Annotated in this window: 26 protein-coding genes; 9 read left to right on the top strand and 17 right to left on the bottom strand. The window is 60.7% G+C overall.

Annotation, left to right across the window (positions count from 1 at the left end):
• Position 1 precedes the first annotated feature (1 nt).
• From BM132_RS11695 to BM132_RS11670, 6 genes are all read right to left on the bottom strand, one after another.
• Positions 2-1,372, bottom strand: a complete 1,371-nt coding sequence (locus tag BM132_RS11695; protein ID WP_092398807.1) for an HlyD family type I secretion periplasmic adaptor subunit — start codon at positions 1,370-1,372, stop codon at positions 2-4.
• Positions 1,365-3,086, bottom strand: coding sequence for a type I secretion system permease/ATPase (locus tag BM132_RS11690; protein ID WP_092455402.1), 1,722 nt, complete (start codon positions 3,084-3,086; stop codon positions 1,365-1,367). Before BM132_RS11690 ends, BM132_RS11695 begins: the two co-directional genes overlap by 8 nt.
• Positions 3,087-3,339: 253 nt before the next feature.
• Positions 3,340-4,266 carry a Gfo/Idh/MocA family protein gene (locus BM132_RS11685; RefSeq protein ID WP_092455400.1) on the bottom strand — a complete coding sequence of 309 codons (927 nt, stop codon included), beginning with the start codon at positions 4,264-4,266 and terminating at the stop codon, positions 3,340-3,342.
• Positions 4,267-4,383: 117 nt separating this feature from the next.
• Positions 4,384-5,178 (bottom strand): DeoR/GlpR family DNA-binding transcription regulator, encoded by a 795-nt coding sequence (locus tag BM132_RS11680; protein ID WP_092398815.1) that lies wholly within the window; start codon positions 5,176-5,178, stop codon positions 4,384-4,386.
• A 243-nt stretch (positions 5,179-5,421) separates the two neighbouring features.
• A complete protein-coding gene (locus BM132_RS11675) occupies positions 5,422-5,763 on the bottom strand; it encodes a hypothetical protein (protein ID WP_092455398.1) in 342 nt (113 codons plus the stop codon).
• A 165-nt stretch (positions 5,764-5,928) separates the two neighbouring features.
• Positions 5,929-7,113, bottom strand: coding sequence for a XylR family transcriptional regulator (locus BM132_RS11670; RefSeq protein WP_092398819.1), 1,185 nt, complete (start codon positions 7,111-7,113; stop codon positions 5,929-5,931).
• A gap of 157 nt (positions 7,114-7,270) precedes the next feature.
• Here BM132_RS11670 and xylA point away from each other — a divergent pair, with 157 nt between their 5' ends.
• The 6 genes from xylA (at position 7,271) to BM132_RS11640 (ending at position 14,037) form a co-directional block, all read left to right on the top strand.
• Positions 7,271-8,587, top strand: a complete 1,317-nt coding sequence (xylA, locus tag BM132_RS11665) for a xylose isomerase (RefSeq protein ID WP_092455395.1) — start codon at positions 7,271-7,273, stop codon at positions 8,585-8,587.
• Positions 8,588-8,733: 146 nt separating this feature from the next.
• Positions 8,734-9,735 carry a D-xylose ABC transporter substrate-binding protein gene (gene xylF / locus BM132_RS11660; RefSeq protein WP_092455393.1) on the top strand — a complete coding sequence of 334 codons (1,002 nt, stop codon included), beginning with the start codon at positions 8,734-8,736 and terminating at the stop codon, positions 9,733-9,735.
• Positions 9,736-9,909: 174 nt separating this feature from the next.
• Positions 9,910-11,466: a D-xylose ABC transporter ATP-binding protein gene (gene xylG, locus BM132_RS11655; protein WP_092455391.1), complete on the top strand. Its 1,557-nt coding sequence runs from the start codon at positions 9,910-9,912 to the stop codon at positions 11,464-11,466.
• Positions 11,467-12,603 carry a sugar ABC transporter permease gene (locus BM132_RS11650; protein ID WP_092398827.1) on the top strand — a complete coding sequence of 379 codons (1,137 nt, stop codon included), beginning with the start codon at positions 11,467-11,469 and terminating at the stop codon, positions 12,601-12,603. It abuts the gene before it with no gap.
• A gap of 602 nt (positions 12,604-13,205) precedes the next feature.
• Positions 13,206-13,487, top strand: coding sequence for a fructose-bisphosphate aldolase (locus BM132_RS11645; protein ID WP_092455389.1), 282 nt, complete (start codon positions 13,206-13,208; stop codon positions 13,485-13,487).
• A 229-nt stretch (positions 13,488-13,716) separates the two neighbouring features.
• Positions 13,717-14,037: an isochorismate lyase gene (locus BM132_RS11640; protein WP_092455387.1), complete on the top strand. Its 321-nt coding sequence runs from the start codon at positions 13,717-13,719 to the stop codon at positions 14,035-14,037.
• A gap of 23 nt (positions 14,038-14,060) precedes the next feature.
• On the opposite strand, the gene BM132_RS11635 is transcribed toward BM132_RS11640, so the two are convergent.
• From BM132_RS11635 to BM132_RS11625, 3 genes are all read right to left on the bottom strand, one after another.
• A complete protein-coding gene (locus BM132_RS11635; RefSeq protein ID WP_092455385.1) occupies positions 14,061-14,498 on the bottom strand; it encodes a DUF3995 domain-containing protein in 438 nt (145 codons plus the stop codon).
• Between the two features lie 126 nt (positions 14,499-14,624).
• Positions 14,625-15,635 carry an ABC transporter substrate-binding protein gene (locus tag BM132_RS11630; RefSeq protein ID WP_092455383.1) on the bottom strand — a complete coding sequence of 337 codons (1,011 nt, stop codon included), beginning with the start codon at positions 15,633-15,635 and terminating at the stop codon, positions 14,625-14,627.
• Positions 15,636-15,826: 191 nt separating this feature from the next.
• On the bottom strand, positions 15,827-16,276 hold the full coding sequence (locus BM132_RS11625) for a hypothetical protein (RefSeq protein ID WP_092398841.1): 450 nt from the start codon (positions 16,274-16,276) through the stop codon (positions 15,827-15,829).
• A gap of 427 nt (positions 16,277-16,703) precedes the next feature.
• Here BM132_RS11625 and BM132_RS11620 point away from each other — a divergent pair, with 427 nt between their 5' ends.
• From BM132_RS11620 to BM132_RS11610, 3 genes are all read left to right on the top strand, one after another.
• On the top strand, positions 16,704-16,940 hold the full coding sequence (locus BM132_RS11620) for a hypothetical protein (protein ID WP_092398843.1): 237 nt from the start codon (positions 16,704-16,706) through the stop codon (positions 16,938-16,940).
• Positions 16,941-17,073: 133 nt separating this feature from the next.
• Positions 17,074-17,304 carry a hypothetical protein gene (locus BM132_RS11615; RefSeq protein ID WP_092455381.1) on the top strand — a complete coding sequence of 77 codons (231 nt, stop codon included), beginning with the start codon at positions 17,074-17,076 and terminating at the stop codon, positions 17,302-17,304.
• 87 nt (positions 17,305-17,391) lie between these two features.
• A complete protein-coding gene (locus BM132_RS11610) occupies positions 17,392-17,628 on the top strand; it encodes a DUF2789 family protein (protein ID WP_092398847.1) in 237 nt (78 codons plus the stop codon).
• 251 nt (positions 17,629-17,879) lie between these two features.
• Here the strand turns inward: BM132_RS11610 and BM132_RS11605 are convergent, their stop codons facing one another.
• The 8 genes from BM132_RS11605 to BM132_RS11575 form a co-directional block, all read right to left on the bottom strand.
• Positions 17,880-19,487 carry a methyl-accepting chemotaxis protein gene (locus BM132_RS11605; RefSeq protein WP_092455607.1) on the bottom strand — a complete coding sequence of 536 codons (1,608 nt, stop codon included), beginning with the start codon at positions 19,485-19,487 and terminating at the stop codon, positions 17,880-17,882.
• A 178-nt stretch (positions 19,488-19,665) separates the two neighbouring features.
• Positions 19,666-20,070 (bottom strand): TraR/DksA family transcriptional regulator, encoded by a 405-nt coding sequence (locus BM132_RS11600; RefSeq protein WP_003202859.1) that lies wholly within the window; start codon positions 20,068-20,070, stop codon positions 19,666-19,668.
• Positions 20,071-20,396: 326 nt separating this feature from the next.
• On the bottom strand, positions 20,397-21,419 hold the full coding sequence (locus BM132_RS11595; RefSeq protein ID WP_047230207.1) for an ABC transporter permease: 1,023 nt from the start codon (positions 21,417-21,419) through the stop codon (positions 20,397-20,399).
• A 187-nt stretch (positions 21,420-21,606) separates the two neighbouring features.
• Entirely contained in the window at positions 21,607-23,160 is a 1,554-nt protein-coding gene (locus BM132_RS11590; protein ID WP_092455379.1) for a sugar ABC transporter ATP-binding protein, read from the bottom strand.
• Positions 23,161-23,233: 73 nt separating this feature from the next.
• Positions 23,234-24,160 (bottom strand): sugar ABC transporter substrate-binding protein, encoded by a 927-nt coding sequence (locus tag BM132_RS11585; RefSeq protein WP_092398851.1) that lies wholly within the window; start codon positions 24,158-24,160, stop codon positions 23,234-23,236.
• Positions 24,161-24,211: 51 nt separating this feature from the next.
• Complete coding sequence (locus tag BM132_RS28470; RefSeq protein ID WP_177193354.1) at positions 24,212-24,364, bottom strand: hypothetical protein; 153 nt, start codon at positions 24,362-24,364, stop codon at positions 24,212-24,214.
• A gap of 142 nt (positions 24,365-24,506) precedes the next feature.
• The gene (locus BM132_RS11580; protein WP_092398853.1) at positions 24,507-25,559 is read right to left on the bottom strand and encodes a Gfo/Idh/MocA family protein; all 1,053 of its coding nucleotides are present in this window, start codon (positions 25,557-25,559) and stop codon (positions 24,507-24,509) included.
• Between the two features lie 195 nt (positions 25,560-25,754).
• Positions 25,755-26,765 (bottom strand): bifunctional inositol 2-dehydrogenase/D-chiro-inositol 1-dehydrogenase, encoded by a 1,011-nt coding sequence (locus BM132_RS11575; protein ID WP_092455378.1) that lies wholly within the window; start codon positions 26,763-26,765, stop codon positions 25,755-25,757.
• Between the last annotated feature and the right edge of the window lie 11 nt (positions 26,766-26,776).

Genomic DNA, 26,776 nt, shown 5'->3' with positions numbered 1-26,776 from the left:
CTCATTCCTCTTTGAAGGCTGCCAGCAAGCGTTCGCGCAAAGGTTTCATCAGGTAATTCATAAAGGTGCGCTCCCCCGTGACCACCGTGACATCGGCCAGCATGCCCGGTCGCACTAACAGCCCGGCGGCCTGCAACGAGGCGACCGTGTCGGCGGGAATCTCGACCTTGGCGGAGAAGTACGGCAAGTGCGTCTGCTCATCAATCAACTGGTCGGCCGAGACCGTACTCACAGTGCCGGTTACCGTCGGCGTATCCACCCGTTGCAGCGCGGTGAAATGCACATGCACCGGCAACCCCGGGCGCAACTTGTTGGCCATCAACGGCTCGAAACGCGCGGTAATCGCCATGGGCGCATCCAGCGGTACCACCTGCATCAGAGTTTGCCCGGCCTGGGCCACGCCGCCGACGGTGTGAATGCTCACGTCCATGACCTGCCCGGCCACTGGCGCACGGATAGCACCGTTGTCGACTTCAAACTGCAGGGCGCGAATCTGATCGGCATAACCGGCCGCCTCGGCGGAGACCTCGCTGAGCTGGGTTTCAGCATCGCGACGAAATTCCTGTTGCACCTGCAACGCCTTGAGCTTGCTTTCATTAATGGCCTGGCGGGTCCGGCCGACATCCCCCACGCCGGAGGCAATCTGGCCGGCCAGTTGGGCGGCGTTGCGCTCGGCCTCGAAGAGTTTGTTGCGTGGAACGTAACCCTCACGGGCCAGCTCGCGCAGGCCTTCGAGCTCCTGTTGCTGAAAGCGCATCTGCGCGTCGTAGTTACGCTTGACGCCTTCATAGCCCTGCAATTGCTGCTGCAACGCCGCGACCTCGTGTTCGATGATTTGCAAACGGCTGCCCAGCTCCGCGCGGCGGGTCAGAAACAACTGGTTTTGCAAGGCCATGGCGGCCTTGACCCGCGGCTCCTCGGCGCGCTCCAGCAGTTCAGCCGGCCATTGAATCTCGGCGCTGCCCAGGCGCTCGGCAATCAACCGCGCTTCGATGCTGCGGTCGTTGAGCAACTTGCCCAGGGTCACGTCCAATTGCGACTGCGCCTGTACGGTATTGAGCTGCACCAGCAACTGCCCCTGGCTGACTCGATCGCCATCGCTGACCAGCAACTGGTCCACTACCCCGCCGACCAACGACTGCACCGCCTTGCGCTCGCCCGCCACCACCACGGTGCCACTGCCCACGACACCCTGGTCGAGGGGTGCCAGGAAGGCCCAGAGCAAAAAGCCGCCCAGCGTCAGGACCAGGAAGCCCACCCCATACCGCGCAGCACCGCTGGCATCGGTACTGGCACTGGGCAGGGTATTGGCGTCGAGCACACTCACCTGCTGCTCGCTGTGCGCCGATGCAGCCGGGGTCAGATCACGCATCTTCGCCAGCCTCCCTCACCGCCGCGGGCCTGGGCCCCGGCATCAATGCCTTGAGCACCCGGTCCCGTGGGCCGAAGGCTTGTTGGGCGCCGTCCTTGAGTACCAGGATGTGATCGACCACCGCCAGCACATTGGGTCGATGGGTGATCAGCACCACGGTACTGCCGGCGGCCTTGAGCGCATTGATCGCTTGTACCAGCGCCAACTCACCCGCTTCGTCAAGATTGGAGTTGGGCTCGTCGAGCACAATCAGCGACGGGCGCCCATACAGTGCGCGGGCCAGGCCCAGGCGTTGCTTCTGCCCGCCAGACAAACCCAGCCCACCGGGGCCCAGTGGCGTGTCATAGCCTTTGGGGAACCTGAGGATCATCTCGTGAATACCGGCGTGACGCGCGGCGGCAATGATTTTGTCGGCATCCTGCTCGCCGAAGCGGGCGATGTTGTCGGCAACGCTGCCATCGAACAGCTCGATGTCCTGGGGCAAGTAACCCAGGTACGGGCCCAGGGCATCATGGGACCACTGGCTGATCTCGGCGTCATCCAGCCGTACCGAGCCGGCCATGGCCGGCCACACCCCGACCAGCGCCCTGGCCAGCGTCGACTTGCCACTGGCGCTGGGGCCGACCACGGCAAGCACTTCGCCCTTGGCCAGGCTGAAATGGATCCCGCGCACAATCGGTTGCGAGGCACCGGGCGGGCCGACATACAGTTGCTCCAGGCGCACCGCGCCGGTGGGCGGCGGCAAGGGCATGCGCAAGCGCTCGCGGGGGTGTTGGGTGAGCAGCTGGCTCAGACGCTGGTAGCTCTGGCGCCCGGCGTTGAACTGTTTCCAGGAGCCGATGGCAATTTCCACCGGCGCCAGGGCACGCCCCAGCAGCAGCGACATGGCGATCATCATGCCTGCCGACATCTGCCCTTCGAGCACCAGCAGCGCACCCAGGCCCAGGGCCAACGACTGTCCCGATATGCGCACGAAACGGGTTGCAGAGGTGATACGGGCGCCACGGTCACTGGCATGGGCCTGGGCGGCAATGATGCGTTGTTGCAGCAGGCTCCAGCGCTGGCGCAACGGGCCGAGCATGCCCAGCGCCTGAATGACCTCGGCATTGTGCAGCGTGCTGTTGACATAGACAGACGACTGCACACCCAGGCGATTGGCTTCACCCAACCGAGCGCGAGTCGCCAGCTCACCCCACAGCGCCAGGCCGATCAGCACCAGGGCGAGCACCAAAGTCAGCACCCCGAACCAAGGGTGAAAGATAAACGCCACCAGCAGGAAGATCGGCAACCACGGTGCATCGAGCAACGCGATCAGACCCTGGCCCGTGATCAACTGACGCAACGTCGCCAAATCAGTGAGCACCTGGGCCGGGTTGGCGTTGTGCTCGCGCAGGCTGCGGGCGAAGGCGGCGTCGAAAATACGCTCGCCCAGGGCGTCGTCCAGCCCCGCACTCATGCGAATCATCACCTCGCCGCGAACCCACTCGATCAGGGCACTGAACATAAACAGGCCCAGAGCGATCAGGGTCAGCATGAACAAGGTGGTTTCGTTGCGGCTGGTCAGAACCCGATCGTACACCTGCATCATGTACAGCGATGGCACCAGCACCAACAGATTGATCACACCGCTGAACAGCGCCAGCGACCCGAACACCCGGCGGTAACTCAACAAGGCAGCATCAATGTCATGACGCGGATCGAGTAGAAAGCGCATAGAGAATCAACCCGCAAAGGAATAGTCGGTCCCGGCGCAATCCATCGCGAGTTATTTGCCCGAAGGCGTCAAAAAAAGTGCGTCATGTTGCTGACGTGTCGCTATCTGAGCCGATCGTCGGCGCTATAGACGCCAAGTACTGACAACGTAACCACGGGTTAGTGCCAGCATGGGGCCGGTGTTTTCACCTCAACATGGGCAGAACGGGGCATTCAAGACAGACGGTGTGCGATCTTGAACCGCCCCCTAGGGGCTAGTCGTAAAACGGCTCAACCAAGGTCCGACTGCCAAGAAAGAAGCTGTCCGCCACCAAGCGCAACGGTTGCAGGTCCAGGTCGCTGGTTTTGTCAGCAATCATTTGCTGGAAATGCCGATACACCACGGCGTACTCGCCCTCCTGGGAAACCGTCTGACGCACCCCGTCGATACTCAGCACTGCCCCACCGTTGTCCAGGCGCAGAAGGCCTTCGGCGCAGCGAATCTCGATGCTCCAGAGTTCGTCGTGACCGTGGTCGAAATCGAACTCCGCGCGCACGTCGAGGTGTTGCGCATCGGACATCTTGATACTGGCGGCGATCGGCGATTGGCAGTTACTCGGCACGCGCAGTTCTGCCGACTCAACAAACAGCGGCAGCGCCAACAGATGGGTCACGATTGAAAACGCGTTGATGCCGGGATCGAAGACGCCCAGGCCTCCAGGCTGCCAGATCCAGGCCTGGCCGGGGTGCCACTTGCGTACGTCTTCCTTCCAGTCGATCTTGACGCTTTGCAGGGTGCGGCTGGCCAGCCAGTCACGGGCTGCTTCGATGCCCGGCGCGTAACGCGAATGCCAGGCGAACAGGCCGCTTACGCCTTGTTCGCGGACCTGATCCACCAAGGCCATGGCTTCACCGAGCGTGGCACAGGGCGGCTTTTCTACCAGGACATGTTTGCCGGCGGCCAGCGCCTGCTGCACCAATGCGAATCGACCTTGCGGCGGAGTGCAAAAGGCAATCGCATCGACCTGCGGGCCGTTTTCAAGCAGTTCGCCCAGGGAGCGGAAATTCTCCACACCGGCGCAGGGCTGCCCTTGAGTGGCGACAGACACCAGCTGGAACGCCGGGTTGGCGAGGATAGCGGGAACGTGTTGATCCTGGGCAATCTTGCCGTAGCCCACCAGACCGAGACGAATCGGTTGCATCGATGACTCCTGATTATTTTTGTACTTTTGATGGGCCAGCAAACTAGCGGTAAATCGTGCGACGGACAATGGCTCGCCGCACATGCGCTTGAATGTCGTGAGCGCTACAGCAACGCTTCACGCCTGCTGCGGTTCGCAGGACGCGGTCATGACGGTGGCAATCCTGCCGAAGAACGGCTCCAGGCGTTCGCCCGGCGCGTCGTGCTCCACCACCAGGGCTGCCACCTCTTCACACGACGCCACCTGATAGTGAGCAATGCTGGAGAGTTTTTCATTGGTCACCGCCACCACCACCTGACCACTCGCCGCGACAGCCGCGCGTTTGAACTCGGCATCATCAAGGCCGAACGCCGTGACGCCATTGTCCGGGTCGATGGCGCAAGCGCCGAGAAAACACAGGTCAAAATTGAACTGGCGCAGTTGCTGCACCGCCGTCAGCCCGATCACCCCGCCCGACACCGTATTCAAGCGCCCGCCCAACAGAATCACCTCGGCGCAAGGCAGTTTCATCAGTTGCACGGCAATCAACGGCGAATTGGTGGTCAGCGTCAGCTTAAGGCCCGGATCGATTGCGCTGGCAATCGCCAGGTTGGTCGAGCCGGCATCGATAAGCACATGCTGTCCCGCCCTCAGCAACGAGGCCGCCGCCAGACCGAGACTGTCCTTGCGCTCGACGTTTTGCCGTACTCGAACGGCTATCGGCCCTTCATCGGCGGGCACCAGGATGGCGCCGCCATAGACGCGCTTGCATAACCCCGCCGCTGCCAATACGCCGAGGTCGCGCCGTATCGAGTGCTCGGAGACCTTGAACTCGCTGGCCAGATCAGTCGCAATAACCCGCCCATACAGGGCCAGACGCTCGCGGATCAGTTGCTGGCGTTCATCAGGAAACACTTCGTGGGTGGAAGTCATGGGCTTACAACCTTCATAAACGAGCACTAATTATCATCAACGAGCAAATATGCCGGTTACAGGGCTCCTCGTCAAACTACAACGCCGGGCCAGCCATCGCTCTGTGGCAGCGGACTCCAGTGAATCTGACACCCTCTTCCCCACAGGCAAAAAAAACCCCGCTACCGAATGCGGTGCGGGGTAAAAAAATGGTTGGTTGCGGCCAACCAAAGGAGCACGGTGAAAAACCTGTACGGGCCGGCCTCAGATGCAGTCCTGTGCGGCGCGTTCAAAACTCGAAGGCAGGAAGCTGGAAGCCAACAGATGCCGCTCGTAGATGAATACCTTGCCGCCGCTCCCGGCCTTGTAGGCTTCCAGCACGTTGTCCGCCGACACTTTGCTCGGCACCACGATCCGGTAGCTGCGTTGGGTCTGGGAGACGGTCGGGCTCATCGCGTGGTCCTGCAATTTCGGCACGACACAGTCGGCGTACTGGGCCGGCGTCTTGCTGGTCTGCAAAGTCAGGGTCGGGTCATTCGGCGCGCTGGCACAACCGGCGAGCAACAAGGAGGCAAACGCCATGGAAGACGCAAATAAAAGGCGCATCGGTCTGGTCCTGAAAATAAAAGGTTCGCTTCATCAGGCAACGGAGCTGCTTGGGCCGCCTGTTCGATGGGAGGGATTTTCCAGGCATTGCCGACAAAACAGAACTTGTGTTTGGTAATGGTCACTATTGCTTCCAGCAATAGTTGTGCGCGGCGAAGGCCGGTTTCAGTGACCTGTGCCGCGCCCCTGCTGGTATTCGCGGGGCGTACAGCCAAACTCCCGACGAAACACCGTGTGCAGGTACTGCGCCGATTTGAAGCCGCAGTTCTGGGCGATGTCGGCAATCGCCGAATCGGTGTTTTCCAAGCCCTGGGCCGCCGCCGCCAGTTTGAAGCGCAGAATTTCGTCGTGCACGCTGCAGCCGCGCGCCTTGCGAAAGTGCGCCTCCAGGGAGGAACGCGACACGCCCACATACGCCGCCACCTGCGCGGTCTTGATGCCCTGGCAGGCATATTGGCGGATGAACAGCAGCGCCTGCATGACGTAGGGATTGCCCAACGGCTGATGCAGACTCGAGGCCTGGACGTTGATCGCATCCGGGGGTATCAGCACCTGCGTACCCGTGGACGGCATGCCGTGCAGCATCTGATGGAGCAAGCGCGCGGCGGTTCGGCCCATGGTTTCGGTGCCCTGGATCACCGAACTCAGCGGCACCCGTGTCAGGGTGCGGGTCAGGGGGTCGTTGTCGATGCCGATCAGTGCTACCTGCTCCGGCACGGCGATCCCGGCGGTCAGGCAGGCCTGCAGCAGTTGCCGGGCGCGGGCGTCACTGACGGCGATGATGCCGATGGGTTTGGGCAGGCTTTGCAGCCAGGCGATCTGCTGTTCGACGGCGCTGTCCCAGAGCGGCGCGCTGGTGCCCATGCCGCGATAGACCTCGGCGTGCAGACCATCGCGCAGCAGCAACCGGCGAAAGGCGTTTTCCCGTTCCTGGGCCCAGCGATTGGCTTGTGCTTGCGGCAGGCTGAAGCAGGCAAAACGCGTCAACCCGGCCTCGATCAGGTGCTCGTACGCCAACTTCATCAATGCATCATTGTCGGTGGCGACATAGGGAATGCCCTTCGGATAAGCGCGCTCATCCTGGTAAGAGCCGCCCACCGCCACCACCGGCAAGCCGATCCCGGTCAACGCCTCGCCGATCAGCGGGTCATCGAAGTCGGCAATGATCCCGTCGCCCTGCCAGCGTTCGATGCCTTTCAACCGACAGAGAAAATCCTCTTCCAGAAACAGGTCCCAGGACGCCCGGGTACTGCTCAGGTAATTGCCGATGCCGCTGATGATGCCACGGTCGTAGATCTTGCTGCCGTTAAACAACAACGCGATGCGGTGAACGGGCGGGACGGTTTTCATTGTTTTTGATCCTGAGCCGATCGACACAGACTAGGCCCGCCAGCGCCGGATCTCAATACGCAAAATCGCACTGTGCCTTGGTGATTTTCATAATCAGCGGTCATGACGCCGGCGTTAGTATCGGGACACACCGCCAAGAACAATAAGGAAAACGCCCATGTCGTACTTCCCCGCCATCGACAAGGTTCGCTACGAAGGCCCCGCCAGCGACTCGCCTCTTGCTTTTCGCCACTACGACGCCGACAAGCTCGTGCTCGGCAAGCCCATGCGCGAGCACCTGCGTATGGCTGTGTGCTACTGGCATACCTTTGTCTGGCCGGGATCCGATGTGTTCGGCGCCGGCACCTTCCAGCGCCCGTGGCAGCATGCCGGCGACCCGATGGAACTGGCCATCGGCAAGGCCGAAGCGGCCTTCGAATTCTTCTCCAAACTGGGCATCGACTACTACTGCTTTCACGACACCGATGTCGCCCCGGAAGGCCAGTCGCTGAGGGAGTACCGCAACCACTTCGCGCAGATGATCGACCACCTGGAACGGCATCAGGAACAAACCGGGATCAAGCTGCTGTGGGGCACCGCCAACTGCTTCAGCAACCGGCGCTTCGCCGCAGGCGCGGCCAGCAATCCCGACCCGCAAGTGTTCGCCTGCGCCGCCGCCCAAGTGTTCAGCGCGATGAACGCCACCCAGCGTCTCAAGGGGGCCAACTACGTGTTGTGGGGTGGTCGTGAAGGTTACGAGACCCTGCTCAATACCGATCTCAAACGCGAGCGCGAACAACTGGGGCGCTTCATGGCCATGGTGGTCGAGCACAAGCACAAAATCGGTTTCAAGGGCGATCTGCTGATCGAACCCAAGCCGCAGGAACCGACCAAACACCAATACGATTACGACAGCGCCACGGTGTTCGGCTTCCTGCAACAGTTCGGCCTGGAGAAGGAGATCAAGGTCAACATCGAGGCCAACCACGCGACCCTGGCCGGGCACAGTTTCCATCATGAGATCGCCACCGCCGTCTCCCTGGGGATCTTCGGCAGCATCGACGCCAACCGTGGCGATCCGCAGAACGGCTGGGACACTGACCAGTTCCCCAACAGCGTCGAAGAGATGACCCTGGCCACCTATGAAATCCTCAAGGCCGGTGGCTTCACCCATGGCGGCTTCAACTTCGATTCCAAGGTCCGTCGTCAGAGCCTGGACGAGATCGACCTGTTCCACGGCCACGTCGCGGCCATGGACGTCCTCGCCCTGGCCCTGGAACGTGCAGCGGCCATGGTGCAGAACGACCAACTCCAGCAGTTCAAGGACCAACGCTACGCCGGCTGGCAGCAGCCGTTCGGTCAGGCGGTGCTGGCCGGTGAGTTCAGCCTCGCTTCACTGGCCGAACACGCCTTCGACAACGAGCTCAATCCGCAGGCTGTGAGTGGTCGGCAAGAGATGCTCGAAAACGTGGTCAACCGGTTCATCTACCCCTGACACCAGGCCCCGTTCGCTGCGCAGAGGTTGTTACATTCTCACGACAAATCTCTGCGCGCGGCACCCCGGGAGTCTCTACAGTTCTACCCGCACCACGTTCATCGTCAGGCAGTGTCTTTCGAACAACAATAAAAGGACGCACCACCATGAAAAAACTGAAACTCACGCTGCTCGCCGGCGCCCTGGCCCTGCTCTCGCTTCCGGTCATGGCCGACGCTACCCACCCGAAAATCGGTTTCTCCATCGATGATCTGCGCCTGGAACGCTGGTCCCGGGACCGTGACTATTTCGTCGCGGCGGCGGAAAAAATGGACGCCAAAGTCTTCGTCCAGTCGGCCGATGCCAACGAGCAGAAACAGATTTCCCAGATCGAAAACCTCATCTCCCGTGGCGTCGATGTGATCGTCATCGTGCCGTTCAACGCCACCGTGTTGACCAATGCCGTGGCCGAAGCCAAGAAGGCCGGGATCAAGGTGGTGTCCTATGACCGACTGATCCTCAATGCCGACATCGACGCCTACATTTCCTTCGATAACGAAAAAGTCGGCGAGATGCAGGCCAGCGGCGTGTTGAAAGCGGCACCCAAGGGCAACTACTTTTTGCTCGGCGGCGCGCCCACGGACAACAACGCCAAGGTCCTGCGCGAAGGCCAGATGAAAGTGCTGCAACCGGCCATCGACAAGGGCGATATCAAGATTGTCGGGCAGCAGTGGGTCAAGGAATGGAACCCCACCGAAGCCTTGAGCATCGTTGAGAACGCCCTGACCCGTAACGACAACAAAATCGATGGCATCGTCGCCTCCAACGACGCCACCGCAGGCGGCGCCATCCAGGCCCTGGCCGCGCAGAAAATGGCCGGCAAGGTGCCGATCTCGGGCCAGGACGCGGACCTGGCGGCGGTCAAGCGGGTGATCGATGGCACCCAGACCATGACCGTCTACAAGCCGCTGAAACTGATCGCCACCGAAGCGGCCAAGCTCTCGGTGCAACTGGCGCGCAACGAGAAACCCACCTACACCTCGCAATACGACAATGGCAGCAAGAAAGTCGACACCATCCTGCTCACCCCGACCCCGTTGACCAAGGACAACATCGACCTGCTTGAGAAAGATGGGTTCTATACCAAGGCGCAGATCGCCGGGCAGTGACCTAATACCAGTCAATCAAGCCCCCTGTGGGAGCGAGCCTGCTCGCGATGGCGCAAGCACATCCACTATAGATGCAAGCTGAACTACCGCTATCGCGAGCAGGCTCGCTCCCACAGTTCCTTGACTGCCTGCCCCACTGTTTGTGTGTGAGCCCTTTTTATATGAGCCCTCGCCATGTCCGACTACCTGCTGCAAATGAACGGCATCGTCAAAACCTTTGGCGGTGTCAAAGCCCTCAATGGCATCGACATCAAGGTCAAGCCGGGTGAATGCGTCGGCCTGTGTGGTGAGAACGGCGCCGGTAAATCCACGCTGATGAAAGTCCTGTCGGCGGTCTACCCGTACGGCACCTGGGACGGTGAAATTGTCTGGGACGGACAGCCGCTCAAGGCGCAGTCCATCAGCGAAACAGAAGCCGTCGGGATCGTCATCATTCATCAGGAGCTGACCCTGGTCCCCGACCTGTCGGTGGCCGAAAACATCTTCATGGGCCACGAGCTGACGCTGCCTGGCGGACGCATGAACTACCCGGCAATGATCCACCGGGCCGAGGCCTTGATGCGTGAACTCAAGGTGCCGGACATGAACGTTTCGCTACCGGTTTCACAATACGGCGGGGGTTACCAACAACTGGTGGAGATCGCCAAGGCGCTGAACAAACAGGCGCGCCTGCTGATCCTCGATGAGCCCTCCTCGGCTCTGACCCGTTCGGAAATCGAGGTGCTGCTGGACATCATCCGCGACCTCAAGGCCAAGGGCGTCGCCTGCGTCTACATCTCTCACAAACTCGATGAAGTGGCCGCCGTGTGCGACACCATTTCGGTGATCCGCGACGGCAAACACATCGCCACCACCGCCATGACCGACATGGACATCCCGCAGATCATCACCCAGATGGTCGGACGAGAAATGAGTAACCTCTACCCCACCGAACCCCATGACATCGGCGAGGTGATTTTCGAGGCGCGCCATATCACTTGCTACGACGTCGACAACCCCAAGCGCAAACGGGTCGACGACATTTCGTTCGTGCTCAAGCGCGGGGAAATCCTCGGCATCGCCGGGCTCGTCGGCGCCGGCCGCACGGAACTGGTGTCGGCGCTGTTCGGTGCCTACCCTGGCCGCCACGAAGGTGAGGTCTGGCTCAACGGCCAACCGATCGACACGCGCACGCCCCTCAAGTCAATCCGCGCTGGCCTGTGCATGGTGCCTGAAGACCGCAAGCGCCAAGGCATCATTCCCGACCTGGGGGTGGGCCAGAACATCACCCTGGCAGTGCTGGACAACTACTCGAAGATGACCCGCATCGACACCGAAGCGGAGTTGGGCAGCATCGACCGGGAAATCTCGCGCATGCACCTCAAGACCGCGAGCCCGTTCCTGCCGATCACCAGCCTCTCCGGCGGCAACCAGCAAAAAGCCGTCCTGGCCAAGATGCTGCTGACCCAACCGCGCGTGCTGATTCTCGATGAGCCGACCCGTGGCGTGGATGTCGGCGCCAAGTACGAGATCTACAAGCTGATGGGCGCGCTGGCCGCCGAAGGCGTGTCGATCATCATGGTGTCCTCGGAGCTGGCCGAAGTGCTGGGGGTGTCCGACCGCGTGCTGGTGATCGGCGAAGGCCAATTGCGCGGCGATTTCATCAACCACGAACTCACCCAGGAACAGGTGCTCGCCGCCGCCCTCAGCCACCCCGAAGGCCATAACAATAATGATCGGAAGTCCGCGTAGATGAATCAGGTCAAGCAACTCTTCAGCCGCTACAAAATGCTCGCGCTGGTGATCGCCGTGGCGGTGATCTGGCTGTTTTTCAGTTGGCAGACCGAGGGCGGGTTCCTGACCCCGCGCAACCTCTCCAACCTGCTGCGGCAGATGTCCATCACCGGAATCCTGGCCTGCGGCATGGTGCTGGTGATCATCAGCGGCGAGATCGATCTGTCGGTGGGTTCACTGCTTGGATTGCTCGGAGGCCTGGCGGCGATTCTCGACGTGATCTATCACATCCCGCTGCTGGCGAACCTGAGCCTGGTGGCCTTGTGTGGTTTGATGATCGGTCTGGGCAACGGCTACATGACGGCTTATCTGCGCATCCCGTCATTCATTGTCGGCCTGGGCGGCATGCTCGCCTTTCGCGGCATTCTGCTGGGGATTACCGACGGCACCACCATCGCCCCGGTGTCACCGGAGCTGGTCTACATCGGTCAGGGTTATCTGCCGCACTCCGTCGGCACGGGCCTGGGCGTACTGCTGTTTGCCTTGACCCTGTTCCTGACCTGGAAACAGCGGCGCAATCGCGCCCTGCATGGCCTGGCGGCCCACTCCCTGGTGCGTGATGTATTGCGCGTGGTGCTGATCGGCGCGGTACTGGCCGGGTTCGTCTATACCCTCAACAGCTACGACGGCATCCCGGTGCCGGTGTTGCTTCTGCTGATTCTGCTCGGTGTGTTCAGCTACGTCACCAGCCAGACGGTGTTCGGCCGGCGGGTCTACTCGGTGGGCAGCAACATGGAAGCCACGCGCCTGTCCGGGATCAACGTGCAGGCGGTGAAGCTGTGGATCTTCGGCATCATGGGCGTGATGTGCGCCCTCGCCGGCGTGGTCAACACCGCGCGCCTGGCCGCAGGCTCACCCTCGGCCGGCAGCATGGGTGAACTCGACGCCATCGCCGCCTGCTTCATCGGCGGCACCTCCATGCGCGGCGGCTCCGGCACCGTCTACGGCGCCCTCCTCGGCGCGCTGGTGATCACCAGCCTGGACAACGGCATGTCCATGCTCGACGTCGACAGTTATTGGCAGATGATCGTCAAGGGCAGCATTCTGGTGCTGGCGGTGTGGGTGGATGTGAGTACGCGCACGGGGCGGCGCTAGTGGTCAGGAATTCACCCACGGTGGGAGCAAGGCTCGCCCGCGATGAAGATGACGCGGTTTCCCTGCGAGCCGGGAGCTCTGCCTCGCGAGCAAGCTTTGCTCCCACCGGACCTGCGAACTCCAAGTGGTAGCGGCCAGAGTCGGTCCTAAAATCTCGTAGGAATTTACCCCTGTGGTGAGGGGATTTATCCCCGCTGGGCTGCGAAGCGGCCCCAAACCAGACACCGCGTTTCGCCAGGTACACCGCAGGCAGCGGTTTTGCGACTGCTGCGCAGCCGAGCGGGAGCAAGCTCCCTCGCCACAGGGGCCGTGAGCGTCCTACAGGGCAGTTGTTGCTGCTGGAATCGCCTCCTATAGTTGGGCTCGCCGCTGGCGTTGGTCAGTGGCTGGGTTTCGCAGCCCTACAGAATATGAATGACTTGCACCGTCGAATGAAAACTCAGGCAAAATTGCCGGCTTTCATTTTATGGCGGTTGCGCGCGGGAGACCTTCGGGTCTGCCGGGTTGGGTCATTCCTCGGTCTGCGAACCCGCGCGTAGCTGCCACCCATTTGTTTCGCAGCATGAAGGGGGCAGTTCTTTTTTTCTTAACGGAATGACCTTATGACCACACATCAAGCATCCGACCGTTTCACCCCATTAACCCAAACCGCCACCACCCACCCCGTCCTGCTGATCGACACCCACGCGCCATTGCCCGAACTCCACGCCTGCGCCAGCGAACGCCTGCACGCCACCCTCGATTATCTGACGCTGGTGGCCTGCTCCAGCCTGCGCGATTCAGCGACGAGTGATATAAACACCCTCACCAACGTCGCCCGGATTCTGGTGCAGGACGTGGCGGATGTGTTTGGCGTGATCGAACAACGCGGGCTCGAAGGCTGAACAACTGTTGTGGCGAGGGGATTTAGCGAAACGCCGCAGCGCGCCGGTCGGCTGGCGACTGCTGCGCAGTCGAGCGGGGATAAATCCCCTCGCCACAAAGATGTGAGTATCCTTCGGAGACGCTTAGTTCAACCCCATGGCGACGGGACCTTGCTTGCACAGGGAGTTTCCTGTCCTATCGAAGATCGGCCCGGCTTGGGCCGATCCTGTCTCATCAAGGAGTAACTGCATGGAAGTGCACAACCCGCTACAACCCTGCGATTGCGCGAATATGGAAGACATCCGCCGCGAAATCGACGCCCTCGACCAGACCGTTATCAAGCTGTTGGGCAGGCGTTTTCAGTACGTACTGGCGGCGTCGAAATTCAAGACCTCGGCCACGTCGGTGCGTGCTCCCGAGCGCTTTCAGGCCATGCTGGCGACCCGGCGCCAGTGGGCCGAGGCTGAAGGCCTTAGCCCCGATGCGATCGAGAAAATGTACAGCGACCTGGTGAATCACTTTATCGCCGAAGAGATGAAACACTGGACGGCTCAACAATCCGCGACCTGATCGCCACGACAAGCGTATTGCACTCAGGCCCAGGCAACCGTCAGCAGGCCGGCCCCAAGCACGACACATAACGGTGAATAAACCCATGTGTCGAGCTTGGCGAACATCGAACCCTTGACCTCCTTGAAGAAACCCACCAGGTTCGATTCGCCAATGGCGCGGGCGAACATCAGCAAGGCGATCGCGCTGATCAGCCATTGCAACGCCCGATGGGTGACGGGCGGTGCCAGCAAGCCGACCCGCAGGCACACCAGAACTGCAATCAGCAGCAGCGCGAGGGCCACCAGCAGTGTCAGCCAACCCGATGGGTTGAACGCCGGGCGCAACGACTCTCCTTGCCTCGCCGGAACCTGAGGCACGACCGCCAGGGCCGCCCATCGCCCGCCCAGGGCCCAATACAAATGAATCAAGCTGATGGTCGCAAATATTGCGACCAGCGACCGAGCCACTAACAGCGTCATTCGCCAGCCTCCTTGAAAGGTTGAACAATCATCCTAGCTCGAATTCGGCATTTCGCCGCACGGGGGCAGACTGCCGGTTTTCGGCGATTGACGCATTGCTCAAGATCAAGAGTTCAATCTGGCACGCTACAGACCGGCAGCGACTTTGTCGGCGACCTCCTTGGGCACCCAGGCCTGCCAGACCTGTGGATGGGCCTTGAGGAACGCCTCGGCGGCTTCGCGCGGCGGTGTGTGCTTCTCGCTCATGTCGGCCAGGGCCTTGTTCAACGGTTCGATGGGCAGGTCGACTTTACTGAAGAACTCGGCAATCTCCGGGTGTTGCTTCTGAAACGGCGCGGAGACGCCAATCGACAGCTTCGAGGCCAGGGAGCGGGTTGGCTTGGGGTTGGGATTGTCGGCATCGGTCAGGGTTTTCCAGGCCTCGGCATCGAACGGGGGTTCTTGCAACTGCACCAGCTTGAAACGTCCCAGCAGCGGCGTCGGCGACCAGTAGTAAAACAGGATCGGCTTGCCCCGGCGGATCGACGAGCTGATCTCCGCATCCAGCGCCGCGCCCGAACCACTGCGGAAATTCACATAGCTGTCGGACAGCCCATAAGCCTTGAGCTTCTGCTTGTTGACCACTTCGGAGGTCCAGCCGATGGGGCTGTTGAGGAAGCGGCCCTTGCTGGGGCTTTCCGGGTCTTTGAAGACATGCTTGTAGCGCGCCAGGTCTTCGACGCTGCGCAAATCCGGGGCCAGGGGTTTGATGCCCTTGGCCGGGTCGCCCTTGATCACATATTCCGGGACCCACCAGCCTTCGGTCGCGCCCTTGACCGTATCGCCCAAGGCGACCACCTTGCCCTCAGCCTCGGCCTTGACCCATACGGGACTGCGACCGGCCCACTCTTCCCCGATCACCTGGATGTCGTTATTGGCCAGCGCGGTTTCCAGGGTAATGGTGGTGCCCGGCAATGTGTCGGTCTGCAGCCCATAGCCCTTCTCAACGATGACGCGCAGGATATCGGTGATCAGGCTCCCGCTTTCCCAGTTCAGGTCGGCAAAATGGATCGGCGCCTGCGCGGCCGATGCCGGGAGTGGCGAAACCATCACCGCACAGGTGGCCCAGGCAGCCAACCACTGTCGAACTCGTTTCATGCGTTGCACCTCGTACCAGACACAGCAATAGCTCAACGGTCCTGCGTAACCGGACGCAAGCCTCTGATTAATTCAGTCAACTGACTGTAGCCGAGGTTCCACGCAGACCGGGTGAAAACTGTTAGCAGGGCGCAAAACCCGAACGCTGTGTCAGCCCGCCTATCACATCCGTCGGGCTGACGAGGTACACATCACTCGCTGGCCTTGAAGGTGACGAGTTCACCTTTGCGCCACTTGGCGGCTTTGGCGGTCACGGCCTTGAGGGTCTTGGTCAGGCCCTCGTGCAACTGCTCGTTGGCGGCGAAAACCGTCAGCACGCTGTGCCCTTCCTTGAACAGGATCGCGTGGCCACCGGGGGTGGTCACGAAGGCGTAATCGCCAAGGCCATAGACCGTCAGCTTGATATCGCGAAAGCGGAGTTCAAACTTGCCACCTTCACGGCTGGGCAATACCGCTGCACGAAAATGATCACCGACTTTGAGTTCAAGCCTGGGCTTGTCATCGACCACCAAGGCCGATTCGGTGTCGATTTCGGCAACATAAATACCTTCGGCGGTTTGCTCGGTGATGTAGACGAAGCGCGACTGGAACTGCTTGACCAGTTTTGCCCGCAGATCACCAAGTACGAATAACGCATGCATGTCGAGATTACTTACTGCCAAGGAAACATCCCCATCTTTGTAAACGGCCCGCCCTCTGAAAAGGACGGACCACGAGAACCCGTGCCGACTGTGTGTCGCAGTGGACCTGTAACTGAAAATTCGAAGTGAACGGCGTGCCCTGCCCCGGGGCGAGAGAAGACTAAAGGATTGCCACTCTCGCCGTCTTTCCCGCGGGGTCGTCAGAGGCTGAAGGAAAACGCCACTCTGAGCATCGGAAAAGGTGGGACTACTAACTTTAGGGAAATTTCTCACTTAGAAAAGCATTTTTCTGACATCGAGGCCAAAAAAAATTGCTTTAGATAGGCACAGCCCCCACACGGTGCTGCCGATTCTAGAGCAGCCGCAGGCGTGGAGACTACTCAAAACACTCGGCAATTCGTCGGTAAACCATAGAAAAGGAATTCACATGGCCACTTTCACGACCCTGACCCACCCCCTCACCCCTTGCATCGCTGACAAGCCTGACGGGTTTGACGAAGTGCATTACCTGCCGGTTTCTTTGTTTCAACCGCGTTATCGGGTGGTTCTGGCCGGCAAGTGCTTTTTCCATATTGAAGAAACCTCGACTGGCCGTGTAAGAGGTTTCCGTACCGATCATAACGAGGCCTGTTACCTGGCCAGGCGTCTGGAACGAAGCGTTTGACCTGAGATACGACACGCCCATCACTTAACTCAGCCGCGACAGGCAACTGCTGCCATACTGCCCGCCCAGCGAAGACCGTCCCCCATTGACGATCGCGCACTCATACTAATGACTTGTGAAGGAAAGGCGCGACGTGACGGAATTTGATATTGGCGAGTTTTTCATCCGGGGCGAGGCCAGAGAGGTCGAAGGCGAATTCCAGGCCGTCATCGTGATGCGCGCCAAGCCCCCCTTGACCACCATCACGTGCCATCAGGTGGAAAAGGATCGCTGGTTCAAAACCTCCGAGCTCGCCGCCGAAGCCGCGCGGGCAGCGGCAAAAGCCCTGAAACTGGCGGTGGATGAAGGCGCGTTGAAAGCCTGAAGCCAATCGAACTCCTGACCGGCGTTTGCCTCAGATAAAGGGAAGCAATCGAGGCGCCATGACGGCGCCCGCCCAAAGGAGAACCCCATGGAACAGCCCTCGCACGAGCTCAGAACCCTGTTCGATCAACTAGGCCTGCCATCGGATGGCAAAGCCATCGATGACTTCATCATGGCGCATCCGCTGGACCCGGAGATCAAACTGGTGGAGGCCGACTTCTGGTCGGAGCAACAGAAAGACCTGCTCCGGGAATGGCTGCTCGCCGACGGCGAGGAGGCGGTGCTGGTGGATCAGTTGAATGTCCGTTTGCACGACGGTAAATAACCCGTCAAACCCCGTGGCGAGGGAGCTTGCTCCCGCTCGTTTCCGTAGGCGCTGTCGAGCGAAGCGAGGCTGCGATCTTTCCGAGGTCAATTGAGCCCCAAGTGAAAGATCAAAAGATCAAAAGATCAAAAGATCAAAAGATCAAAAGATCAAAAGATCAAAAGATCAAAAGATCGCAGCCTCGCTTCGCTCGACAGCTCCTACGGCGTGATCAAGCGCCACCGCCACCGTTTTTTTTTACCGTATCAAGCCTAGCGCGGCTTCTCGGGTTTATAGCCTAGCCGCAAGCCACCCCAATGGCGCCCCTTGAGCATGATCGGCACTGAAAGGTCATGCATCAGCTCACCCGTATCGCGCGTGTAGGTCTGCAACAGCACCGGCTGCTGGTGGCTACCGCAACGAATCCCGGTGCGATCGGAGAATTTGCGTTTAGTGCGATTGTTTACCGTGTCCACCTGCGGATCGCCGGTCAGGGGTTGGCTGAAGACGTTGTTGTGGGTCGGTACATAACCTTCCTGGGTACAGGCAATGGCGAATACCAGGCCCTCGTGTCGGGCGAGCAAAGGTTCCTGGATGGCCGGCAGGACCTGATCGGTGTAGCGGTCGAAACGGGTCTGGAACTTGGCGGGCTGGGTATTGGGGATCGGCTGGTAGCTGCGGTCGAACAGGTCCTCCAGGCTGACACGGCCCTGGTCGATGTCTGCCTCGAACTGGGCCGCGATCTGGCTAGCCCCTTCGCGCGCCAGGTCGTAGACCCGCTGGTGATAATCGTCCAGGCCGACCTCGGCCAGGCGTTCGCTGATGGTTTCAGCCTGGCCTTCCATTTGCACGGCCGCTTGAGCCAGGCGTTGGGTCTGCTGATCGCTGATGGACAGGTCGCTGCGCATCTGTTCGATGGCGTGAAACAGGCTGTCGAGTTGTTCGCGGTTGGTGTCGGTGCCTTGGGCGATGGCGCTGACCTGGGTTTCGACGCCGGCCGCCAGCCGGGCTATGTTTTCCAGATGCTGGCCGGTGTGCTCGACTTGCTGCACGCCACTGTCCAGGTCGCTGGCCAGTTGGCGGATCTGCTCCACCACCTGGGCGGTGCGCTGCTGGATGTCCGCAACCATGACCCCGACCTCGCCGGTTGCCGCGGCCGTACGCCCGGCCAGCCCACGGACCTCATCCGCCACCACCGCGAAGCCACGACCATGCTCACCGGCCCGTGCGGCTTCGATGGCCGCGTTGAGTGCCAAAAGGTTGGTCTGGCTGGCGATCGACTGAATCACCAGGCTGACCCGCTGGATTTCATCGCTGCGCACGCTCAGCGCCTCGATCAACTCGCGGCTGTCGTTCGCGCGCTGGCTGAGCTGGTGCATCCGGCTGATGGACTCCACCAGTTCGCTGCGCCCGGCAACGCTACTGCGATGGGCCTCACTGGCAGCGCTCAGGGCCTGTTGGCTGAGTTGTGAGGTGGCCTGCTCAGTGGCGATCATCGATTCGGCATTGCCGACGATTTGCGCCGCCGCATCGAGCTGCGACTGAACCTTGCCAGCCAGTTGCTTGACCGAATAGGCAACGCCGGCTGCTGATAACGCGTTATGGCTGGTGGTGTAGGACAGATCACGGGTCAGCTCGGCCAACGTGTCCGCTGCGGCCGGTTCAGGCGCAGCGACCAGACGCGAGCGCAGGCGCGGTAGCCAGACGATGAGCATCGCCAGGGGCAGGCCCAGATACAACGACAAACCACCCAGGGTCATGCCGCACAGCAGCAAAGTCAGCGCAAGACTCTGCAAAGTCGGCGTCAGCCAGCGCGCCGTGTTGCTGGTCACAGGCACCGAAGCTGGCACCGCCCTCGCCAGGGAACCGTCTGTCGCCATATCAATCACCCACATTTCTCGTTGTTATACCCGCATTAAACGCCACTACGGAGCCATTATCCATGGTCCATTAGTCGTGTTTTTGTCGAGGGTCAACGCAAGTAGGCGAACAGGCGCAGCCGAAAGCAAAAAGATCGCAGCGTCCGGAAGGAAGCTGCGATCTTTTCTGAAACGCGAATCAGGCCTGACGCTGGTGCTTGTCGATCTGTTCGTGACGTTCCTGAGCCTCGATGCAGTACTTGGTGGTCGGGCTGATCAGCAGGCGCTTGAGCCCGATCGGCTCGCCGCTGTCATCACACCAGCCGAAGCTGTCGTCGTTGATACGGTCCAGGGCCTGCTCCAGCTGAGGCAGCATGCGTTGGTCGCGATCGATGGCGTTGACCAGCCAGGTCCGCTCTTCTTCCACGGAAGCAGCGTCCGCCGGGTCAGCCGGGGTATCCAGGCTCTCAATGGCGATTCGGTTCTGTTCGATGCGCTCGTGGGTTTCCACTTTCATGTTCTGCAACAGCTTGGTGAAGAAAGCCAGCTGCTCGGCATTCATGTAGTCATCCGCCGGCATGGCCAGCAACTTTTCCTTTGTCATTGATTTCTCTATAAAAAAACGTGCATTAAGGCGAATTATGAAGCGTCCCGCAGCGCGCTGCCACGCTCATCGGGAAGGCGCCGTCTATTCCAAGCGCCACCCGGCACTCAATTTACGAGGGGCGGCAGTCTAAGGCCGAGTCGAAGCCTCAGCAACTGAAAACATAGGGAAAATGTCCGACAACCCTTCTAAATGTTCTCTGACAGGCTTTTGGCAGTCATCGGAGTGCGTTTATAACAAGAAATTCGATTCAATAGCTGTATCAAGAAGACAAATGGCAACGCCACGCGGGTCAGGCGTGGCGCTTTGTCGCAGCGAAAGGTCCTTCAGCGTTTAAGTTTGCGCTTATTGCGGTACTGGTCGATGACCACCGCCACCACAATGATCAAGCCCTTGATGATGTCCTGGATGTAGGCATCCACGCCGACAAAGGTGAAACCACTGGCCATGACCCCGAGGATCAGCGCGCCGATCACCGTTCCGGTGATGCGCCCCACCCCACCGGCCAGGCTGGTGCCGCCGATCACGGCCGCCGCAATCGCGTCCAGCTCATAGGACATGCCCATGCCGGCCTGCCCCGTGGCGGCCCGCGCCGAAGCCACCACCCCGGCCAGCCCCGCCAGCAGCCCGGCGATGCTATAGACGATCACCAGATGGCGTTTGACATTGATGCCCGAGGTGCGTGCCGCCTGCATGTTGCCGCCGATGGCGTAGGTGTACTTGCCGTACTTGGTGTAGCGCAGGGCGATGTGGAAGATCACCGCCACCACCAGGAAAATGATCACCGGCATGGCGCCATGGCCGATGGCGGTATAGGAATCGGACAACATGCTCACCGGTTGGCCTTCGGTGTAGTAGCGCGCCAAACCACGGGCCGAGACCATCATGCCGAGGGTGGCAATAAAGGGAGGGATACCCGTGATGGCGATGATGCTGCCGTTGATCGCTCCGGCCAACAACCCTACGCCCAACCCCGCCACCACCGGTATCCATACGGGCAAGTCAGTCAAGGAGGGGAACACCGCCCGGGTGAAATCCGACGTTTGGGCCAGGCTGGCGGCGATCATCGCCGACAACGCCAGCACCGAGCCGGAGGACAGGTCGATACCGGTGGTAATGATCACCTGGGTCACACCGATGGCCAGCAGACCGATGATCGACACTTGCAGGATCATCAGCACCAGACGCTGGGAGTTCATCAGGAAACTCTGGTCGCGCATGATCCAGCCGAACACTTCGAACACCAGGCCGATGCCGATCAGCACCAGGAAGATACTCAGTTCCGTCGGCAGCCGCCGCCGTGTCCTGGCCGGGGCGGCCGCGGGTTTGTTTTCCAGTATCGCGTTCATAACCATTCACCTTTTTTATCTGTGGCGAGGGCACAGCTCGCGCTGGGTTCCGTAGGAGCTGTCGAGTGCAACGAGGCTGCGATCTTTCACCCAGCACCTGAGTTTCAAGCGAAAGATCAAAAGATCGCAGCCTCGCTCCGCGAGTCAGCTCCTACGGAACCCTGCGCGAGCTTGAGGCCTTCTGTTATCAGGACAGACCCGAGGCCAGTTGCATGACCCGTTCCTGGGTCGCCTCGCTACGGTCCAGCGTGCCCATCAGGTCCCCTTCATGCATCACCATCACCCGGTCGCTCATGCCCAGTACTTCCGGCAGTTCCGAAGAAATCATGATCACCGCCATGCCTTCGCTGGCGAGGTAGGAAATGAGCCGGTAGATCTCGGCCTTGGCGCCAACGTCGATGCCACGGGTCGGCTCGTCGAGGATCAGGATGCGTGGGTTGGTCATCAGCCATCGGGCCAGCAGGGCCTTCTGTTGGTTGCCGCCGGACAAGTTGTCGATGCACTGTTCCAGGGACGGAGTCTTGACCCTCAACTTCTTGCACATGTCTTCGCACAAGGCACGCAGGGCTTTCTGCTGGATGAAGCCGTTGCCCACGTAATGGGGCAACACGGCCATTTCCATGTTTTCCAGCACCGACAGGCACGGGAACAGGCCACTGAGTTTGCGATCCTCGGTCAACAGCGCGAAACCCTTCTCGATGGCCATGTGCGGGTCGCTGATGCGTACCGGTTGGCCGTCCAGGTGGATTTCCCCCCCCGTGCTCGGGGTCACGCCGAAAATCGCCTCGGCCACGTTGGTCCGGCCCGAGCCCATCAACCCGGCGATGCCGAGAATTTCCCCGGCATGCAGGTCGAACGACACACCCTTGAAGATGCCGTCCAGGCTCAGGTCGCGCACCGACAGCACCAATTCACCGATAGGTTGTTCCCGCACCGGGAACAACTGGCTCAGTTCGCGCCCGACCATCATTGATATCAGGCTGTCGCCGTCCATGCTGTCGGCTCGTTGCAGGCCGATGTAGGCGCCGTCGCGAAACACTGCCACTTCATCGGCGATGGCGAAGACTTCGTTCATTTTATGGGTGATGTAGATGATGCCCTTACCTTGAGACTTGAGGTCGGCAATGATCGAGAACAGATGCGCGACCTCCGTCTCGGTGATGGCCGAGGTCGGCTCGTCCATGATCAGAATGTCCGAGTCGTAGGACACCGCCTTGGCGATCTCGACCATCTGCCGCTCGGCAATGCTCAGGTTGCCCACCTGCTCTTCAGGATCAAGGTTGATGCGCAGGCGCTCCAGCAACCTGGCGGTGCACCGGTGCATTTCCCCGTGATCGACCATATGCAGGCCGTTGAGCTGCTCGCGGCCGATCCAGATGTTTTCAGCGATGCTCATGTGGGGCATCAGGTTCAGTTCCTGGTGGATCATCGCGATGCCGGCCTGCAGGGCTGCCAGAGGTGTGTCGAACTTCACCGGCTTGCCCCGCAGGCGCAGCTCACCGGCGTCCGGCTGGTAGATGCCGGCCACGATTTTCATCAGAGTGGATTTGCCCGCACCGTTCTCGCCCATCAAAGCCAGCACGGAACCGGGGCGCACCCGCAATTGCACATCCGACAGGGCCACCACACCGGGAAACCCCTTGCTGACATTGGCGACTTCCAGCAAGTACGGTTCTTCAGGTATTACGTCCGGCCGGACAGTAGCCGCCGGGGCGCTCGAAGCAGTCGCTGAAGCGAACATGGTCAGGTACTCCCTTGGCAAGGTCAGTGGGCGACCTCGCCTGTTTATTGTTGTGGTAGCAGTACGTTAAACGTCACTTGAACTGATCGACGTTTTCCGGCGTGATCAGACGATACGGCACCCATACGGCCTGCTCGACCGGCTGTTTCTTGACCATTTTTACCGCCGTGTCGATCGAACCGTCGGCCTGGCCCTTGGCGTCCTGGAACACCGAGACCGCCATCTGGCCTTTCTCGATGGCGTTCAATCCGTCCGGCGTGCCATCGACCCCGGCGATCAGTACGCTGCCGTTCTCCTTGCCCGCTTGCTTGAGGGCCATGGCGGCGCCGATGGCCATCTCGTCGTTGTTGGACACCACGGCTTGGAAGTCGCGACCCTGGGTCAGCCAGTCGTTCACCAGGTCCATGCCCTTGTTCCTCAACCAGGTGCCAGTCTGTTCCTGTTCGATCTTGATGTTCGGGTACTTGGCCAAAACGTCCTTGACGCCTTTGGTGCGGTAGGTGGTGGAGTTGTTGGCCAGGTCACCCAACAAGATGACGATATTGCCCTTGCCGCCCATCTTGTCGGCAAGGTATTGCATCTGCATCCGCCCGGCTTCCAGATCATCGGAGGCTACGGTGACCACACCTTCCGGCAACTTCGGTTCGTCCGGGCGGCGGTTGACGTACACCAGGGGGATGCCGGCGGCCACGGCGGCCTTGGTGATGCGCTGGGTCGCAGCGGTATCCACCGGGTTGACAATGAGCGCGTCGACCTTCTGGCTGATAAAACTTTCCACCTGGCTCAGTTGCTTGACCACATCACTGCGTGCATCTTCGAACTGCAAGGTGACGCCATCCGGCAGGGACTTGGCTTTGCTGTCCATCGACTCACGCAGGTACGTCAGCCAAGTGTCATCGAACTGGGACATGCTGACGCCGATCTTCAGGTCGGCCAGGGCGGCGCCGCTGGTGAGCATCAACGACAGGGCCAGCGAGGCGATACGGGTCTTGGTCTTCATGAACGGTCTTTCTCCACTTTGTTGTTGGTTTTATGGATAAGGCGTAGCGGATCAGGAACGCGGCAAACGCACGATGGGCGCACCGGGCATGCAACACACCACGGTGCCGTTGCGCTGAATGCACAGGGACTCGAACAGGGGAAGGATTGCGCACAAGCGCAACGAGCGTGGCAGGTGAAACGCAGAACGGCTGAAGGTTTTCATCGACGGTACCTGGCTGTGTTTCTTGTTGTTGTTTTGTCCGTCATTTGCTCAAGGCTGGCTTGGTAGAAGACGAACAGAGTTGTCGGTAACCTGGAATCGACTTTATTGGAAAATATTTTCCATATCAACTCATTTTAGAATTTTATTCGTTTTTTATTCCATGACCGACAGGCGTGGATAACCTCACCACTTCACCCTGTTCGGCGCTCTGCCTGGCCGCGTCCAGAATGCGCGTGGTCGCCAGTGCATCACGGGCTTGCACCGGCAGCGGACCGGCGTTCTGCAAGGCGGTTTGCAAACTCTGGTAGAACGCCATCCAGCAACCGCGCTCCGATGCCACACGCTCGCGCTCGCTACCTTGCTCGAACCAGCCCCAGCGCCGATGCTCTTCGCTCCCCCAGCGCTCACCCTCGGTCGCCGGGCTCAACCCGGCCAGCGCCTGGGCCTCCTGGCCGTCCAGGCCCTCGACGGTATAGCAGCCCCCGGTGCCGCTGACCCGAAAGCGCGGGCGCGGAGCGTTTTGCAGGCAACTGCCGCTCAGGTGTGAAAGCACGCCGTTGGCGTGAGTCAGGGACATAAAGAAACCGTTGTCGAACACCTGCCCTGGCTGCCGGTAGTCCAGCTCGGCGTACACCCGGGTCACTGGCCCGAACAATTGCAGCGCCTGGTCCACCAGATGGCTGCCCAGGTCCCGCAGAAACCCGCCACCGCTGCCTTTGCCGACCGAGGTTGGCGAATAACGCTCGACGCTGGACTCAAAACGAATGACCTGCCCCAGCGCACCGGACTCCAGCAGTTTGCGCAAGGTCAGGTAGTCCGAATCCCAGCGGCGGTTCTGATACACGGTCAGCGGCACGTTGCGCTGCTCGGCAACCAACACCATCGCCTCGGCCTGGGCGGCATCCAGGGCGAAAGGTTTGTCGCTGACTACTGCAACACCCAGTTCAATGGCCTGCATGACCACGGCCGGGCGCCCGTCCAGCGGCGTGGACACCACCACCGCATCGACGCCTGCGGCCACCAATTGTTCGAGGGTGTCGAAGGCTTGCGCATGCGGGTGCTCGTTCGCCAGTTGCTGGCGCCGCTCAGCAGACCGCGTCACCACACCGACAAACGTAGCCCCGGGCAGACTGCTGATCAGCGGCGCGTGGAAAAACCGTCCACCCTTGCCGTAGCCGACTAGTCCGATTCGCATGAAAGCTCCTTGTTAATCACTGAATGAATGCAATCCCTGTGGGAGCTGAGCTCCCACAATTTGACCGAGTACCTTTGAAGCAACGCAGTCGACTGTGGGAGCGGGCTTGCTCGCGAAGACGGCGGTAACTTCAACCTTGATGTTGACTGACACTACGCTTTCGCGAGCAAGCCCGCTCCCACAGGGAGATTGTGATTAGCCGTAAAAACGCGGGCGTTCGGGCAGTTCGACTTTGACGATCTGCCCACTCTGCTGCGCTTCAACACAAGCATCCGCCGCCACTGCCGCGGCAAAGCCGTCCCAGGCCGACGGCCCGCCCACCTGCCCGGCGCGTACACCGTCGATGAAGGCCTGCAATTCAACGTCGTAGGCGGCGATGAAGCGATCCTTCCAGTCCATCAGGATTGCATTGGACAGCTTGGCGCCACTGCGCAGTTGCACCTGGGACGGTTCCGGGAGTTTGGCGATGCCGGTCTCCCCCACCACTTCACACTGGATGTCGTAGCCGTACTGGCAGTTGACGAACACCTCCACATCGATGCGCGTGCCCTTCGCGGTTTCCAACAGAACGATCTGCGGATCGCGCAGGTGCGCCAGCGCCTTGCTGGTCTTGCGCGGGAATACCACCTGCACCGAAACGTAGTCATCGGCCAGCAGCCAGCGCAGCACATCCAGCTCATGGATCAGTGTGTCGGTGATCGCCATGTCGGTCGTGTAGTTCTCCCCCACGCTGGGATTGCGATGCGCGCAGTGCAGCATCAGCGGTTCGCCGATCTGACCGCTGTCGATCACCGCCTTGAGCGCTCGATAGCCTTCATCGTAAGGGCGCATGAAACCGACCTGAACCAGCCGCTTGCCATGGGCGACTTCGGCTTCGACGATCTTGCGACAGCCTTGGGCCGTGACCGCCAGAGGCTTTTCACAGAACACCGGTTTGCCGGCCGCGATCGCCGCCAGCACGAACTCTTCGTGGCTCGGCCCCCAGGACGTGACCAGGATCGCCTCAACGTCCGGCGCACTGATCAAGGCATGCCCGTCGGGATACACCTCGGCGGTCAGTTTCAAGTCGGCCAGCACCTTCGCCGCCTGAGCGAGGTTGATGTCGGTCACCGCCACCACCTGGCTGTTGAGCAAGGTCTGGCTGCAACGCCGGATATGGTCCTGGCCGATGGCCCCGGTGCCGATGACGCCCAGCTTCAAAGACATGAATAACTCCT

The sequence above is a fragment of the Pseudomonas sp. NFACC45 genome (assembly GCF_900113505.1).
In the GTDB taxonomy this organism is placed as follows: domain Bacteria; phylum Pseudomonadota; class Gammaproteobacteria; order Pseudomonadales; family Pseudomonadaceae; genus Aquipseudomonas; species Aquipseudomonas tehranensis.
The sequence above is the reverse complement of the archived record's forward strand: the minus strand, read 5'-3'. Positions and strand labels throughout refer to the sequence as shown.